The sequence below is a fragment of the Idiomarina sp. X4 genome (genome assembly GCF_002808045.1).
Lineage (GTDB): Bacteria > Pseudomonadota > Gammaproteobacteria > Enterobacterales > Alteromonadaceae > Idiomarina.
The window spans coordinates 2,189,404-2,205,287 of record NZ_CP025000.1 but is presented as its reverse complement, the minus strand read 5'-3'; the positions used below and the strand labels follow the sequence as shown (position 1 = coordinate 2,205,287).

General features: G+C 47.3%; 13 protein-coding genes. 6 read left to right on the top strand and 7 right to left on the bottom strand.

Translation table 11 applies throughout. The annotated features are described in order from the left end of the window. Both CWC33_RS10650 and CWC33_RS10645 read left to right on the top strand, forming a co-directional pair. A complete protein-coding gene (locus CWC33_RS10650) occupies positions 1-480 on the top strand; it encodes a MarR family winged helix-turn-helix transcriptional regulator (RefSeq protein ID WP_053952388.1) in 480 nt (159 codons plus the stop codon). A gap of 2 nt (positions 481-482) precedes the next feature. Then, on the top strand, positions 483-2,279 hold the full coding sequence (locus tag CWC33_RS10645) for an ExeM/NucH family extracellular endonuclease (protein WP_100691904.1): 1,797 nt from the start codon (positions 483-485) through the stop codon (positions 2,277-2,279). Here CWC33_RS10645 and CWC33_RS10640 read toward each other — a convergent pair. Beyond that, on the bottom strand, positions 2,216-3,235 hold the full coding sequence (locus CWC33_RS10640; RefSeq protein ID WP_100691903.1) for a hypothetical protein: 1,020 nt from the start codon (positions 3,233-3,235) through the stop codon (positions 2,216-2,218). The two genes, CWC33_RS10645 and CWC33_RS10640, sit on opposite strands and share 64 nt — an antisense overlap. 45 nt (positions 3,236-3,280) lie before the next feature. Here CWC33_RS10640 and msrB point away from each other — a divergent pair, with 45 nt between their 5' ends. Then, entirely contained in the window at positions 3,281-4,417 is a 1,137-nt protein-coding gene (gene msrB, locus CWC33_RS10635; RefSeq protein WP_100691902.1) for a peptide-methionine (R)-S-oxide reductase MsrB, read from the top strand. A 12-nt stretch (positions 4,418-4,429) separates the two neighbouring features. Here msrB and asnB read toward each other — a convergent pair whose 3' ends face one another. From asnB to CWC33_RS10615, 4 genes are all read right to left on the bottom strand, one after another. Then, positions 4,430-6,445 carry an asparagine synthase (glutamine-hydrolyzing) gene (asnB, locus tag CWC33_RS10630; protein ID WP_100691901.1) on the bottom strand — a complete coding sequence of 672 codons (2,016 nt, stop codon included), beginning with the start codon at positions 6,443-6,445 and terminating at the stop codon, positions 4,430-4,432. An 18-nt stretch (positions 6,446-6,463) separates the two neighbouring features. Beyond that, positions 6,464-7,531: an aspartate/ornithine carbamoyltransferase family protein gene (locus CWC33_RS10625; RefSeq protein WP_100691900.1), complete on the bottom strand. Its 1,068-nt coding sequence runs from the start codon at positions 7,529-7,531 to the stop codon at positions 6,464-6,466. A gap of 113 nt (positions 7,532-7,644) precedes the next feature. Beyond that, positions 7,645-9,078, bottom strand: coding sequence for a sodium:solute symporter family protein (locus CWC33_RS10620; RefSeq protein WP_100691899.1), 1,434 nt, complete (start codon positions 9,076-9,078; stop codon positions 7,645-7,647). Beyond that, positions 9,071-9,574 (bottom strand): hypothetical protein, encoded by a 504-nt coding sequence (locus CWC33_RS10615; RefSeq protein WP_100691898.1) that lies wholly within the window; start codon positions 9,572-9,574, stop codon positions 9,071-9,073. Before CWC33_RS10615 ends, CWC33_RS10620 begins: the two co-directional genes overlap by 8 nt. 142 nt (positions 9,575-9,716) lie before the next feature. Here CWC33_RS10615 and folK point away from each other — a divergent pair, with 142 nt between their 5' ends. Both folK and CWC33_RS10605 read left to right on the top strand, forming a co-directional pair. After that, positions 9,717-10,085 carry a 2-amino-4-hydroxy-6-hydroxymethyldihydropteridine diphosphokinase gene (gene folK, locus CWC33_RS10610; protein WP_100691897.1) on the top strand — a complete coding sequence of 123 codons (369 nt, stop codon included), beginning with the start codon at positions 9,717-9,719 and terminating at the stop codon, positions 10,083-10,085. After that, positions 10,082-10,789 carry an SDR family NAD(P)-dependent oxidoreductase gene (locus CWC33_RS10605; RefSeq protein ID WP_100691896.1) on the top strand — a complete coding sequence of 236 codons (708 nt, stop codon included), beginning with the start codon at positions 10,082-10,084 and terminating at the stop codon, positions 10,787-10,789. Before folK ends, CWC33_RS10605 begins: the two co-directional genes overlap by 4 nt. 74 nt (positions 10,790-10,863) lie before the next feature. Here the strand turns inward: CWC33_RS10605 and acnA are convergent, their stop codons facing one another. Further along, on the bottom strand, positions 10,864-13,533 hold the full coding sequence (acnA, locus tag CWC33_RS10600; protein WP_100691895.1) for an aconitate hydratase AcnA: 2,670 nt from the start codon (positions 13,531-13,533) through the stop codon (positions 10,864-10,866). A 256-nt stretch (positions 13,534-13,789) separates the two neighbouring features. Here acnA and tesB point away from each other — a divergent pair, with 256 nt between their 5' ends. Next, positions 13,790-14,650: an acyl-CoA thioesterase II gene (gene tesB / locus CWC33_RS10595; protein ID WP_088767945.1), complete on the top strand. Its 861-nt coding sequence runs from the start codon at positions 13,790-13,792 to the stop codon at positions 14,648-14,650. Positions 14,651-14,670: 20 nt separating this feature from the next. On the opposite strand, the gene CWC33_RS10590 is transcribed toward tesB, so the two are convergent. After that, positions 14,671-15,879 carry a NupC/NupG family nucleoside CNT transporter gene (locus CWC33_RS10590; protein WP_088767944.1) on the bottom strand — a complete coding sequence of 403 codons (1,209 nt, stop codon included), beginning with the start codon at positions 15,877-15,879 and terminating at the stop codon, positions 14,671-14,673. Positions 15,880-15,884: the final 5 nt, after the last annotated feature.

Below are 15,884 nucleotides of genomic sequence, written 5' to 3'. Positions count from 1 at the left end.
ATGGAAAAGTATGAAGAGCTTCTGTTAGCACTTAGAAAAGTTATTAGAGCCATCGATTTATACTCCAAACAACTCAACAAATATTCCGGGCTCACTGCCCCGCAGCTGCTCATTCTAAGAGAAATCAAAGCCGCTGATGGCATCACCGCCAGTAAAGTGGCTCAAAACATTAACTTAAGTCCGGCCACGGTTTCTAACGTGATTGAGCGGCTCGAACATCGTCAACTTATTCATCGGCACCGCAGTGAGCAGGACAAGCGACGTGTATCGCTGTACCTGACCGATAGCGGCATGGAGCTACTGAACAAGGCCCCGCAACCGCTACAGGAAGACTTTATTGAAAAGTTTCAGGCGTTAGAAGAGTGGGAGCAGTCCTTACTGCTTTCCTCCATGCAACGCATTGCCAACATGATGGACGCTGAACGACTCGACGCCGCCCCGGTTTTGGAAGTCGGCAGCTATCACAAACTGGATCATTAAATATGACAGCTTCACTGTATAGAAAAACGTCGTTAATAACAGCTTTAGCCGCCGCCATTTCTCCTATTGCCGCAGTCGCTGACGTCTGCCAAACCGACAATCCAAATATTACGCCCATTAATGTTGTTCAGGGCAGCGGTTTTAGTTCGCCGAAAGCCAATGAGACGGTCACCGTCAGAGGCATAGTGACAGCCAGCTGGCGATCTGAAAGTGAGCTTGGTGGCTTCTTTATTGAAAGTGCCCCAACTGATACAGATGACAACTTGAGCACGTCTGAAGGCTTATTCGTAAAAACCAGCAATCACATTGGCAAAATTTCGCCGAAAGACACCATTGTGCTCACAGGTGTCATTCAGGAAGTTGACGAACTTACTACGCTAACCGACATAAGCGAACTAACCACCTGTGGCTCTGTTGATGCGCTACCAAAGGCGACTCCGTTTACTTTACCCGTCGCCGATAAAAACCACTTTGAACGTATCGAGGGTATGCGCGTCGAGCTTTCCAGTAGCAACAATGAGCCTCTCACTATTTCAGGGAACTACAACTACACGCGATATGGCTTTGTTGACGTATCCGCAGGTCGTTTGTGGACCCCCTCACAAATTGTGCAACCCGGCGAAGAAGCTCGCGAACTGGCAGCAAAGAATGAGCTGAATCGCATTCAAATGGACGACAACAGCAATAAAAGGGACCCACGTCCATTGCCTTTTGAAGAGCTATTTTCAGGCCCTCACAATAGTTTACGGACAGGAACCAAAATAGAGCCATTGGTTGGTATCGCCAGTCAATTTAATCGCCGTTACCGGTTTCAACCTATAGAAACGCCGCAACTGAAGGCTGCAGAGAAAACGATCGATTATAACGCTCCAGAAAAAGCCGGTGGCACCCTAAGAATCGCCAGTTTTAATGTTTTAAACTTCTTTAATGGTAATGGCATGGGGCAAGGCTTCCCTACCCCTCGCGGCGCTGACACTCCTGACGAAATGAAACGTCAGCAGGCCAAAATCGTGGCAGCCATAAAAGCGTTAGACGCCGACGTTGTCGGCATTATGGAAGTTGAAAACGACGGTTTTGGTGAGCACAGTGCCATTCGCCAGCTGGTTGACGCGTTAAACGAGTCGGGCTCTGTCACTTATTCTATTTCCGAACCTCAGGCTCAACGCATTGGCGGCGACCAGATAACGGTTGGTCTGATATACAATAAAGACACCGTCAGCGCCTCTTCTCATGCGTTAGTGAACACCGCTGGTGCATTCGCCTGGGGGAGTCGACCGCCACTGGCACAAACGCTTACCGATCAAGATACCGGTGAACAGTTTACCGTTGTGGTTAATCATTTTAAGTCCAAAGGTAGTTGCCCCGAAGACGAAGAAAGTCCTAATAGCAACCAAAACGACGGCCAGGCGTGTTGGAACGCCCTACGCCTTAAATCCGCTCAGCAATTAAGCAAATGGATAGCGGAAAAGTCCTTCCCAAACACGGTATTACTCGGTGACTTTAATGCTTACTTTATGGAAGACCCGATTCAATACTTATCGAACAACGGTTATTACAATCCGTCAAAAGCAACGGACTATTCGTATGTTTATGACAGCCAGGCCGGAGCACTTGATCACGTTTTTGTCGAAAATGAACTGAAAGACAATATCTCAGGTGTGTATCACTTACCGTTTAATGCTGATGAGCCCTGGATTTATGACTACCGCAATGCCGAGTTTTACGAGCCAACACCTTATCGCTCTTCAGACCACGATCCATTAGTGTTGGATTTACGTTTTTCTGCATCGGGCATGTAGGCGTTTGTCGTTCCAAAGTGAACCTCAAACTCAATACCCACTAACCATTGGCCTTGCCGTTGCTCTTGCAAGTGGCTGCGAGGCCAGTGATACCCCACCCAGCTTTCCACAAAAAACCACTCTCTTAAATAGCGCTGTCTGTTGAGTAAACGAAGGCCGTAGTCGCTGATAGGCACTTCATGGTCCGTTTGTCCTTCTATCCAGGTTTCTGTCGCCCAGGCTTTATCCTCATTGTATAAGTGATATAGGCGCGCCGTTGAGCTCCAGCGCAGTCCTTCCGTTTCTTCAGCAAAGGTAGCTAACGCCCCCCATTGCAGCAACCAACGCTCATTCAATGCAGACTCATAGTTAAAACGCTGAGACACACCAAAGCCATCGCTGTCTCGCCAGAACGCCGCTGACTGCAGCTTTAATTGCTGTTTGTCGGACATCACGAAGCCGGTCATATAGCGCGCCCTAACGTAAGTATCAAAACGCAGACCACCGCGAATACCAATACTGTACGATACCCGATGCCCTTCGTGAATTTCAGGATCAAAGCCCAGCCCAACCAGCCATTCACGATCAGATTCCGGTGAGCGTATCACTGACGGCTTGCCCGTCGATTCTTCGTCTAAAAATTCGTCGTCATCCACACGCCCGATAAATGCCGACACATTGTCCTTCAGGTTAGGCAGTGCGACACGGGCCCGAAACCGGGACTTTACCTCGAAGCCGTCGTATTCGTCCCACTGCGGTGCGACCGACAAGCGCCCATACGAACGATGGTATTCATTTTCAAATTTTCCATCACCAAACAAACCGTCAAACCACAGCGCCGTTGCATCAACCGTATCGCCTAGCCCCACTCTGAAACCGTCCAACCAAAAGTCGTCGTCTTTTTGCTCCTGAGCGATAGCAATACAGGGCAAAGTACAACTTAAGGTGAGAATGATTGAGTAAGTAATCTTTTTCATAAAAATTGGTCTATAAAGTAATAACCTTGGCGTTTGGAGTTTGTCATGAAAAAGCTCATTACGATTGTTAGTGCTACACTGTTATTTTCTTGTTTCAGCATGGCACAAAATAACGAGCCAACAAAGCAAAATAATGAAAAAGTGGCCACTCTTGCCGGTGGCTGTTTCTGGTGTGTCGAAGAAGCTTTTGAACAGCTTAGCGGGGTGCGAGAAGTCGTCTCGGGTTACGCTGGCGGTACCGAAAAGAACCCAACCTATAAGCAAGTTTCTTCCGGTCGAACCGGCCACACGGAAGCTGCGCAAATTTACTATAACCCTGACATTATCAGCTATGCAGGCCTATTGCAGAAGTTTTGGCGAATTATGGATCCTACGGACGCGGATGGTCAGTTTGTTGATCGTGGCAAACAATACCGCCCGGAGATATTCGTTCACAACGAAGAACAGCGTCGTATTGCAGAAGCGTCCAAGCAGTGGCTGGCCGAAAATGGTCCTTTTAAAGAACCCATTATTGTCCCCATAACTGACTTTACCTCTTTCTACAAAGCTGAGGAGTATCACCAGGACTATTACGATAAGAACCCTATTCGCTACAAAGTCTATACCTACAACTCAGGACGCTATGACTTTGTCGAAAAACATTGGGGTGACACCTCAGACGTTGACTACCAACGTTTCACTAATGATAACCCCGGTGGCGATCTGCAATCCGTCAAATCCAACAATAAGCCATGGGTGAATTTTGAAAAGCCTTCTAAGCAACAGCTGCGTGAACAGTTAACCCCGATTCAATATGCCGTCACGCAGGAGGACGAAACAGAGGAAGCTTTCAACAACCCCTATTGGGATAATAAAAAGCCAGGTATTTATGTCGATGTGGTTAGCGGTGAGCCGTTATTTTCTTCCGCGCATAAGTATAAGTCAGGCACTGGTTGGCCAAGCTTTACGCAACCCATAACCCCCAATGCTGTGGTTGAGAAAGAGGACAATAGCTGGTTTTATACCCGCACTGAAATACGCAGTCGATACGCTGACTCTCATGTTGGGCACGTGTTTGAAGACGGTCCGGCACCAACTGGCCTGCGTTACTGCATGAATTCAGCCGCCTTAAAGTTCATTCCACTGGAGGACATGGAAGAGAAAGGTTACGGTGACTACATTTCTGCAGTCACCGGTGAGTAAGGAGTTAGAAAGCTAAGCAGTCCAGCCAAGTTCCTTTGCTCGCTGTGCTGCTTGCTGAGGCACGTCAGTTGCGACAAAGTGGTGGTGTAACACCTGAACACCCAGCATATGGTTAATCACGGCGTCCAGCTGCACACGCTCTTCGTTAGGCACGCTTTCGTCCTGATGACGTTCAAAGGTTCTAACCACCTCGTCATAGTCGAGTAACCCTGCTGACTCCACCGCTTCTTTACTTAAGAACTGATCAGCTAACTTTTCTACGGCTTTCCACTTTTCCGGGTCGGTATGAGCCGGAGGTGCCATAAAGGCAAACTTCTCACGCTTGTAAAGAGTTTCCGGCAATAAGCCTTTCATTGCTTCGCGCAGTACGTATTTCTCTTTGTTGCCTTTAATGCGTAAATGTGGCGGCACCGTAAACGCATATTCTGCTAAATGGTGATCAAGAAACGCAGGACGCGCTTCCATCGAGTTTGCCATATCGACGCGGTCACCACCCCAAGTCAGTATCTGCCCTTCCAGCATAGTTTTAATCCAAACGTACTGGGCTCTGTCGAGCGGATGACGCCCTTCCAGCATGCTCTCGTCCAAAGTATCCGCAATTGCTTCGCTCGGATCATAACTCTCGACTTCCTGTCGTTTCTTCGCCGACATCAAGGGTAACGCTACAGAAGAACAGGACAACCAAGGCTGCACACAGCTTGGTGTAAAGCCCATTTTCTTATTAAACGCCTCGCTGACAAACTCTTCACGAGCCAACATTGCCCCTTTAAATAAAGCGTTGTTCTTCTCCAACAACTCCTGCCATTCAACTCGCTCAACTTCCGGCAAGTGATCCAGTCCATGCAAAAACATGTCTTTGCGGAACGCCGGGTAGCCAGCAAATAATTCGTCAGAGCCCTCACCCGTCATCACCACTTTGTAGCCTGCTTCGTGCACTTGCTGACTCATTAAATATTTAGCTACACCCAGGGTGTTATAGATGGTTCGTTCGGTATGCCACAGCGTTTTCACAAAGTGATCGTAAAGGTCGTTGGCATTCAAGCTCATAATGTGGTGGTCAGCATTGGTCGCTTCGGCCATTTCTTTCGCTATTGGCGTTTCGTCATAGTCGTCGGAATCGAAACCGATGGTAAACGCTTTTACGGAAGTTTGCGTTGACGCTGAAGCCAGACCCAATATCGAGCATGAGTCGATGCCACCTGACAAATAACAGCCTACCGGTACATCGGCGGTCATTCGATGTTGCACCGCTTCGAGTAACTTGGCACGGACGCCTTCAATGTATTCGTCTTCATCAACATCAGCGCCCGGATAGCTGTGCTCAGGCGGGAAATCGACGTCCCAGTATTTGTGTTCTGACGCAACCACTTTGCCGTTTTTACGCTGCAATTTAACGACATAACCCGGTTGCACCTGATTAATGCCCTCAAACGCCGTCGAGCCGGGTACCATGACCTGAATTAATTGGTGATACAAGCCCTCTGCTGAGAATTGGCGCTTAACGTCCGGGTGCGCAAACAGCACCTTCAATTCCGAGCCAAACACCACTCCGTGCTCGGTTTCCGTCCAGTACAATGGCTTGATGCCGAAACGGTCGCGCACTAAATACAGACTGTCGTCTTTAGCATCAAACAAACCGAATGCAAACTCGCCACGCAGCTCTTTTAGCGTTTCTTCCAGTCCATAACGCTCGAACAAGTGCAGAACAATTTCTGAGTCGCTTTTACTGTTAAAGCGTGCACCGCGTGCCGTTAAATCAGCCCGAATACGTTTAAAATCATAGAATTCGCCATTATGTGTCAGCATTAAGCGTTTATCTGCCGACATAAAAGGTTGACGTCCCCGATTTTCATCGAGGTCAATAATAGATAAGCGAGCGTGACTAAAGCCTACGCCGCGCTCTGGTTGAATCTTGTAACCAAACCCATCAGGCCCGCGATGATGCATAATCGCCGCCATGTTAACCAGAGTTTGAGGATCAATGTCTCTTTCCGTTTGGTGATGAAAAACGCCAGCAATTCCGCACATTCTTTGCTTTTCCTCATATTAAACGACATCAATGACGCGCTCAGCTCGCTGAACCATGCAGGTCAGTAGCGCCATACGTAAAAACACTGCCCCTCTGGCCTGACTGAAATACCAGTTATGAGGCGTATGATCTAAGTCCGTTGAAAGTTCTTCACCACGCGCCAGTGGATGCAAAATAATGGCGCTTTCTTTCAGTGGCGACTTTGCCGACAAATGAAATTCACTGCCGTACGTATTCACTGAGTTACCTTCCCATGAAATGGCATTGATATAAACCACATCAAGCTCTGGTAATACCTCATCGAGATCTCTGGTGCTGCGAATCTTAATACCCGCCTGCTCTACCTGTTCTTTTTGTTCACTACCAAATAGCTGCTCTGTTGAAGCTTCATCGTGAATGATCACCACTTCATCGATAGCTTTCGGAAACTTGGTTAAGCATTTAATAAAGCTTCGTACTGTACGCATTTTATTGGGCACACCGATAATACCAATTTTAATAGGCGCTTTTTCAGCCTCTTCGGTCACTAAATCAGGGCGCCATTTAAAAATCGCGTACATATCAGACAGTGCTTGTGTCGGGTGCTCATCAGCACCATTCCCGGCGTTGATAATTGGGATACGCAGCGAATCGATCATTTCCTCTAACGAGGTCTCGTTGTTGTCCCTAAGCACCACGCAATCGCCGTAATTATTGAACATTTCAGCGATGTCCGACAAACACTCGCCTTTTGCGATACCAGTAGTTGAGCGGTCGGTTATTGACATAATATCGCCGCCTAGCCGATGCCAGGCACTCTCAAAAGAGAGCCGCGTACGAGTGCTGGGCTCGTAGAAAGCACTGATTAGAATCTTGCCCTGTAACGACGTACTAAAACGGCGCGGATTAGCTTCATACTTTGCCGCCAAGCGAAACAACTGCAACATGCCTTGCTGAGAAAACTGATCAGCCGACACGATGTGTTGATTCGCTAGTTTCAGTAGGTAATCGCCGTCCTCCTGAATGGCTTTCAACAACGCCTTCGGGTGGGCATCACCACAGACATCCGGGCGCTCACGTTCGAAGGATACATCCTTTATATTCATAGAATTACCATATTGTTTTTGAAATTAAATCTTTTACCCAGAGCACCAGAAGTATTACAGGCGCTACGCAGCTGAGGATCAATGCGATGATAATCATCCACTCGAATACCGACTCACTCATTAGCATGTGCGTCTTCCTCCTGCAGCTGGTTCCAGTCAAAGCTGTCTTGGCTGGTCATAATACCCACAGCACATATCACGCCCGATACGGCACAAGACACCAGCGCTGCCACATAAAATCCTATGGTGAAATACCCTATCATGCCGCATGCGGTGCCAATAGCCATTGCTATGGCCGCATAGGTGCCTGTCAGCTTTTTGTGATAGAGCCCTAACAATATGGGCCAGATAGTGCTCGCGACAAATGCTCCAGCAAAATTCAGTAATGCCCCCAGCGTGGCTATTTTGGGAAGGCAGAAAAGCCAGGTCACAATACCAAGCCCTAAAATACAGCTTCGGTTAAACCGCATCAGGTTTTTATCTGACGCACCTGGTTTTAGCTTTTTGTGATAAATATCTTGTGTAACAAGGTCTGAGGTCGCAGCCAGCAAAGAATCAAGACTGGACGCTAAGGCTGAAAATATCACGATAAAAACGATAACCGCGCCAGCTTTCCCTAAAACCGCAGCAGCAACCGTGGGGCCTATCATGTCCATGCTCGGCGGGAATATGCCTAGCTGCGGGGCCGCCAAAGCAATAAAGCCGGTAACGATAGGTATAGGCAGCCACATTAACCCGCCGGTCAAATAGGCTTTATAAGCGACACCTTTTTTAAACGACAATGCCCGTGACCACCATACGTTGGAATGAAATATCTCACCCAGACCAAAGAAAATATTATTAAATAAGAACATAACGGCGGCAGGAAATAGGACATCCAGCAGTTTTGGGTGCTCCGCTGTCAAATTTTCATGAATACTGCTAAGACCGATATTGTCGATAAGCCAATAGGCAATAAAGCTGACCCCAGCGATAATAATGAGAGCCTGGATAAAGTCCGTTGCGATAACCGCGCGCATACCGCCAAACAAAGTATATCCCACACAAATGACCAGAATGGTCGTCATACCAATGTGATATTCAAGACCGGTCAAAGACTCTAAAAGTATACCGCCGGCCATGCCCAGACTGATTAACCAGCCAAATGCATAGACCACTGAAATAATCATGAACACGACCCAGGCAAACTGACCATAACGCAGACGAATAAAGTCACCGGAGGTATAACCGTTGGGCAGCAACTCTTTAATGCGTTTTGCCATGGGGGCAAACAGAATGAGGCCGAGCGCCGCGAATGAGTAACCAATCATACCCCACACGCCAAACTGGAACGTCAGTTGCGGTGCAACCAGTGTGGTGTTGCTGGTCACCCAGGTTGCCATTGCTGTAGCAGCTGCAAACGCAAAGCCAACATTTCGACCGGCCAGCGCAAAGTCTTCGTGGCTTTTATTTTTGCGCCCGAGCCAATAACCGAAACCTATCCAAAATAGGCCGAAAAGCACAATGATGAGAATGCCGGTACGAGTGTCCAGTGCAAATTCAGTCATGAGAGTGGTGCCGTGAATGTGTCCAGTTACGGTGAAATAGAAGCAACGTCGTTACGACGGCCACAAAAATAATTAAACCAATAAAAAATAATGTCAGCGCCTGCCATAGCGGGTAGTGCTCGACTCTGACTTGAATGACATTACTGACCAGTACATCGCCGTCCGAGGTTTCGGCTCTGGCTCTTAAATGATAAAGACCATCTGAAAAACCAGTCAGTGAGATGGTGGAAAAATCCCCTAATGCAGGAAATTGCTTTTTATTCTGAGTGAAGCCTGTATCGGTCGCGACTTCAATCGTAAGCTTATTAAGCTTTTGTTGAGCAGACTTTGCAGACACTGAGACATTAAAGTACCCTTCTTTAATAACCGAGCTTGGCCCTTCAATGGTAAGCTGAGGAGATGATTCATCGGCAAGGGTCGTCGTTGGCAGGAAGCCAATAAAACAAAATAAAAACAAGATATAACAATAGTTAACGCTTTTTTTGTTTTTTGTCATTGAGACATCTGCTCGCCAACGCAAGTTGAAATTTCAGGCTATCAGCCAATTATAGCAATTTCAACTGTTTCAGGGGGCATCCGTTTTACGCTGTACACCGTATATGACACAACATATTTTTTACGTTTAGTGGCTTTTACTTATGAAGTATTTATGCAGTCTGGGCTCGAACATCGATCCTGAAATGAATATCCACCACGCAAAGCAACAGTTACAGGCGCTGAACAGTAACTGCTTATTCAGTCAAAACATAGCCACGAAACCGGTCGATATTGATACACAAAACGGTTTTCTCAATGCCTTGTTTATTATCGATACACCACTTAACTCACATGAGCTTAAACAACGGTTTAACCAAATAGAGGAAGCACTGGGTCGCGATCGCAGTGATCCAGAAAGAAGCAGAAAGGACAGAACCATCGATATCGATATTTTAGGACCTCTTGATGAGGGACCGGAAGTGCCACATTACTTACAATCACTAACAACAGAATTGGGGCTTGCATCATGACAAAAACCGCACTGGTGACAGGTGCTGGGCGCCGCTTCGGATTTGAAGTCGCCAAAGCACTGATAAAAGACGGCTACAAAGTTTTTGCGCATTACAACAGCTCAAAAGACGGTGTCGATGAACTGAGTCAATTAGGTGCAGAGCCCATTCAGGCGAACTTTGCCCGCCAGCACGAAGTTAAAGAGATGGTTACTCAAATTAAGAAAAGTGGCTCCAAACTGGACTTGTTGATTAATAATGCGTCCTGTTTTTTCGATAACGACACCGTAGACAACGATTCAGAAGCGCTTGAAGCCGTCTTTCAGGTACACAATATTGCCCCCTATTTGCTTATTACCGGCTTACAACAACAGCTGTCGAATTCCGACAATGGGCTTATAATCAACATTACGGATATATACACCGATAAACCTTCCACTAATTACATTGCTTACTGCGCAGCGAAAGCCGGCTTAGCCAATATGACTCAGGCCTTTGCGAAAGCATTAGCACCGGATGTACGTGTGAACGCCATTCAACCAGGGCCCATTTTATTCCTTCCAGAACACGACAACGAACATAAAATGCAGGTGCTGGACGAAACACCTTTACGGGTAGAAGGTGGATTAGAGCCAATGATAGACACCGTCCGCTTTTTACGTGACAACCCATTTCTAACCGGCGAGTCGATAAAAGTTGATGGCGGCAGAGCGCTTAATTTGTAATGCCGTTACCTGTTAACAAATAGCCAATAAAAACCCCGGCTAAAAAGCCGGGGTTTTGTCATTTCAGCTGACAACTACTTAAGCATTTGGCGCAGTACGTAGTGCAAAATACCGCCGTTCTTGTAATAGTTCATTTCGTTACCAGTGTCGATACGACATTTCACCTTGAACTTAGCCTCTGAACCGTCTTTGCGTTTTGCAACAACGTCCAGCATTTGACCCGGTTTAAGGTCATCGCTCAGTCCCAATACCGAAATTTGCTCTTCACCAGTAAGCTTGTGCTCTTCAACGCTCTCTCCGTCTGCAAATTGCAGTGGCAGAACGCCCATGCCAACTAGGTTAGAACGGTGAATACGCTCGTAACTTTCTGCGATAACAGCCTTAACGCCCAGCAAACGAGTGCCTTTTGCTGCCCAGTCTCGGCTAGAGCCTGTACCGTATTCCTTACCTGCCAACACGACTAATGGTGTGTCATTTTCCATGTACTTCATGGCAGCGTCGTAAATTGGCATTTGCTCGCCGGTCGGAATGAACTTAGTAAAGCCACCCTCAACATTGTCGAGCATTTGGTTCTTGATACGGATATTGGCGAATGTGCCGCGCATCATGACTTCATGATTACCACGACGCGAACCATACGAGTTGAAATCTTTCACGGCCACACCGTTTTCCTGCAAGTATTTGCCCGCAGGAGAGTCCGGCTTAATAGAACCCGCTGGTGAAATATGGTCGGTGGTAATCGAGTCTGCAAACACCGCTAAGACATTTGCGTCTTTTATGTCACTTGGTCCTTCTAATGGCTTATCAATACCTTCGAAGAACGGTGGGTTCTTAACGTAGGTCGACTCATCCTGCCAATTATAGGTTTTACCCTCAGCGACACTAATGTTCTGCCACTCTTCGTCACCGGCGAATACTTCAGCGTATTCTTTGCCGAACATTTGGTTATCAACCATTTTAACCGCTTCTGAGATTTCTGCGCTGCTTGGCCAAATGTCTTTCAAGAACACGTCGTTGCCGTCTTTGTCTTTACCAATAGGATCTTTGGTTAAGTCAGTACGCGTGGTACCTGCCAACGCATAAGCAACAACTAGCGGTGGTGACGCAAGCCAGTTCGCCTTAACTTCTGGGTGAACGCGACCTTCAAAGTTGCGGTTACCGGACAACACCGACGATACGGTTAAATCCCCCTCCTGAATCGCTTCAGTAATTTCATCGTCCAATGGGCCCGAGTTACCAATACACGTCGTACAACCGTAACCTACTAGATGAAAACCAAGTTTATCGAGGTAGTCATCCAACCCCGCTTTTGCCAGATAATCAGTCACGACTTTAGAGCCAGGTGCAAGCGATGACTTAACCCACGGCTTACGCATTAACCCTTTTTCTATCGCTTTTTGAGCCAACAGACCAGCTGCCATCATAACGCTTGGGTTTGAGGTGTTGGTACAAGAGGTAATAGCGGCGATAACAACGTCACCATGTGATAGGCTGTAGTCCTTACCTTTTACCGGCACCTCTTTATCTTTCTCACTTGACTGGCCATTCGTCTCAAGAATCAGGTCAAAGTTACTACCTAACTGCTCCATGTTGACGCGGTCCTGCGGACGCTTAGGTCCTGCCAATGATGCCGTCACATCACCTAAGTCTAACTCTAATGAGTCGGTATACTCAGGTTCGTTGTCGTTGTCACGCCATAGACCCTGAGCTTTGCTGTACTTTTCAACCAGTTCAATGGTCTCTTCGTCACGACCTGACAGGCGGAAGTAGCGCAATGTCTCATCATCCACCGGGAAGAAACCACAGGTTGCACCATACTCTGGTGCCATATTTGATATGGTCGCACGGTCTGCCAATGGCAGGTTGTCTAAACCTGGACCGTAGAATTCAACAAACTTACCGACAACACCTTTTTCACGCAGCATTTGCGTTACGGTTAATACCAAGTCAGTTGCCGTTACACCTTCGTTAAGTTTACCGGTTAAACGGAAACCAACCACCTCCGGAATCAGCATAGAAACCGGCTGACCAAGCATTGCGGCTTCTGCTTCAATGCCGCCAACACCCCAACCTAATACACCAATACCGTTGATCATGGTGGTGTGTGAGTCAGTACCGACTAGAGTATCCGGGAATGCAAAGGTTTTACCGTCTTCCTCTCTAGTCCAGACACTTTTACCTAAATATTCCAGGTTTACCTGGTGGCAAATACCTGTACCTGGCGGCACTACACGAAAGTTTTCGAACGCGCCCTGTCCCCACTTCAGGAATTCGTAACGCTCTTTGTTACGCTCCATTTCAATGCGAACATTCTCTTTAAACGCTTCAGGACTTGCGTACTTATCGACCATTACCGAGTGGTCGATAACCAAGTCGACCGGTGACAGCGGGTTAATGGTTTCAGGGTCGTGACCCGCTTTATCAACCGCGTCTCGCATGGCAGCCAAATCGACAATACCGGGGACGCCGGTGAAGTCTTGCATCAGTACGCGCGCCGGGCGGTACTGTATTTCACGGTCAATCTTCTTTTCTTTCTGCCAATCGACCATGGCTTTTAAATCATCTTCATTCACTGTGCTGCCGTCTTCATTACGCAGCAAGTTTTCTAACAACACTTTCATTGAAGCCGGAAGTTTTGAAATATCCCCTAGAGCTTCTGCCGCTTTGGGCAAACTGTAGTAATGAAAGGTTTTTCCGTTAACCTCTAATGTACTTAAGGTTTTCAGACTGTCGTTGCCTGACATAGATACTCTCCCTTTCGCTTCTTAAGCGTTTTGTTAAGCCAAACGATACTTCTAATATAGACAAACAGAATCGTTTGAGCCACATAAAGTGCTTTCTATGCAAACACAAATCAAAGAGTTGTGCCAACACACTGCACGTAAAATGTTCAGTTAATCTACTATAATCGTTATTTTCTTACTTTATATTACATAGTCCGAAAAAACCGTTTAAGATCAATAAGACTTAAGTTTAAATCAGCACTACAGGACGCAGGAAATGAGCAAGGTACTCGACGATTTATTGAACCTATTGACACTGGAAACCATTGAAGACGGCTTATACCGCGGTCAAAGTCAGGATTTAGGCTTTGGTGCTGTATTTGGCGGCCAGGTCATTGGTCAAGCGCTGTCTGCGGCAAAAGAAACATTACCGGCCGAACGTGTCTGCCACTCGTTTCACAGTTACTTTTTGCGTCCGGGCGATGCCAAAAAGCCCATTGTTTACGATGTAGAAAACATTCGCGACGGTAAAAGCTTTTCAGCGCGGCGGGTGCAAGCCATTCAGTACGGCAAGCCTATTTTCTATATGACCGCGTCGTTTCAACAGCAGGAAAGCGGTTTTGAACACCAGGACGTCATGCCAGAAGTTCCCGGACCAGAAGGTTTGATATCAGACCTGGATATTTACCGCGAACACGAAGAATTGATTCCGGCGCCACTTCGCAATAAATTTATTTGTGAAAAACCAATAGAAATGCGTTTTGTAACGCCCTATAACCCATTTAAGCCGGAAAAAGACGAACCTAAGCGTTATGTTTGGTTAAAAGCCAACGGCAATATGCCCGCGGACACTCGCGTGCATAAATACCTACTGGCTTACGCGTCAGACTTTAACTTTCTACCAACCGCGTTGCAGCCTCATGGCGTTAGTTTTGCGCAACCCAATATGCAGGTTGCGACCATTGACCACGCCATGTGGTTCCATCGTGATTTCCGCATGGATGACTGGGTCTTGTACGCAATAGACAGCCCATCAGCCAGCGGGCAGCGTGGTCTGGTGCGTGGTCAAATATATACCAGAGACGGTATGCTGGTCGCATCGACCATTCAGGAAGGTGTCATGAGAGACCGCAGTTAATTGCGGTCTCCGGGGCTTTATTAGGTCAGGGAAACAAAGAAGCCAGCTATCGCAGCGCTCATCATATTCGCAAGCGTCGCGGCTAAAAGCGCTCTCATACCCAATCTGGCTATGTCATGACGGCGACTGGGTGCCATACCGCCAAGACCACCAAGCAAAATAGCAATGGATGAAAAGTTTGCAAAGCCACATAGCACGAACGTCACAATCACTTGTGAGTGCTCGCTCATTTGCTCTTTGTAATTCACAAAATCGAGATAAGCAACAAACTCATTAATAACTAGCTTTTGGCCAATGAAACTACCGGCAAGGTTCGCTTCATCCCAGCTGACGCCTAACACATAAGCGACTGGCTGAAAGACATAACCAAATACTTCCTGCAAGGTTAAATCAGCGTAACCAAACCAGCTACCAACCCAGCCGAAAATACCATTAATTAACGCAATAAGTGCCACAAACGCCAGCAACATTGCGCCCACATTCATCGCCAGTTGCAAGCCACTGGACGCACCTTGCGCTGCCGCATCAATAACGTTAGCTGAGTTATCATCCACTTCTATTTCTTCAAGATCGTTACGTGGCTTTTCGCACTCCGGAATCATCATTTTGGCCATAAGGAAGCCAGCTGGGGCTGCCATGAAACTTGCCGCAATTAGGTATTTTAGCTCTACGCCAACCCCGGCATAACCCGCCAAAACGGATCCGGAAACGGACGCCATTCCGCCCACCATTACGGCAAAAAGCTCCGAGCGTGTCATGGTGCCAATGAAAGGCCGCACCATCATGGGCGCTTCTGTCTGCCCCACGAAAATATTTGCCGCCGCTGACATCGACTCAGGGCGACTGGTGCCCAGCAGTTTTTGCAAGCCACCACCGAGTATGCGAATGACCCACTTCATAATACCCAGATAATAAAGCACGGAAATAAGTGACGAGAAAAAGACAATAACGGACAACACCTGAATGGCGAACACAAAGCCAAAGTCTTCGGACGCTAAGTTACCAAACAGAAAGTCGATACCCGCTTTGGTGTAGCCAATAACGGTCGAAACGCCCTGTGCGAAACCAAACAGCATTTCACGACCAATAGGCACATAAAGCACAAACCCGGCAAGCACGACTTGAATAGCAAACGCACCGAGAACGGTGCGCCAGCGGATAGCTTTGCGGTTTGTCGACACCAGATAAGCAACGAGAAAAATAATGGCAATGCCAAGAATACTATTCATAAGAA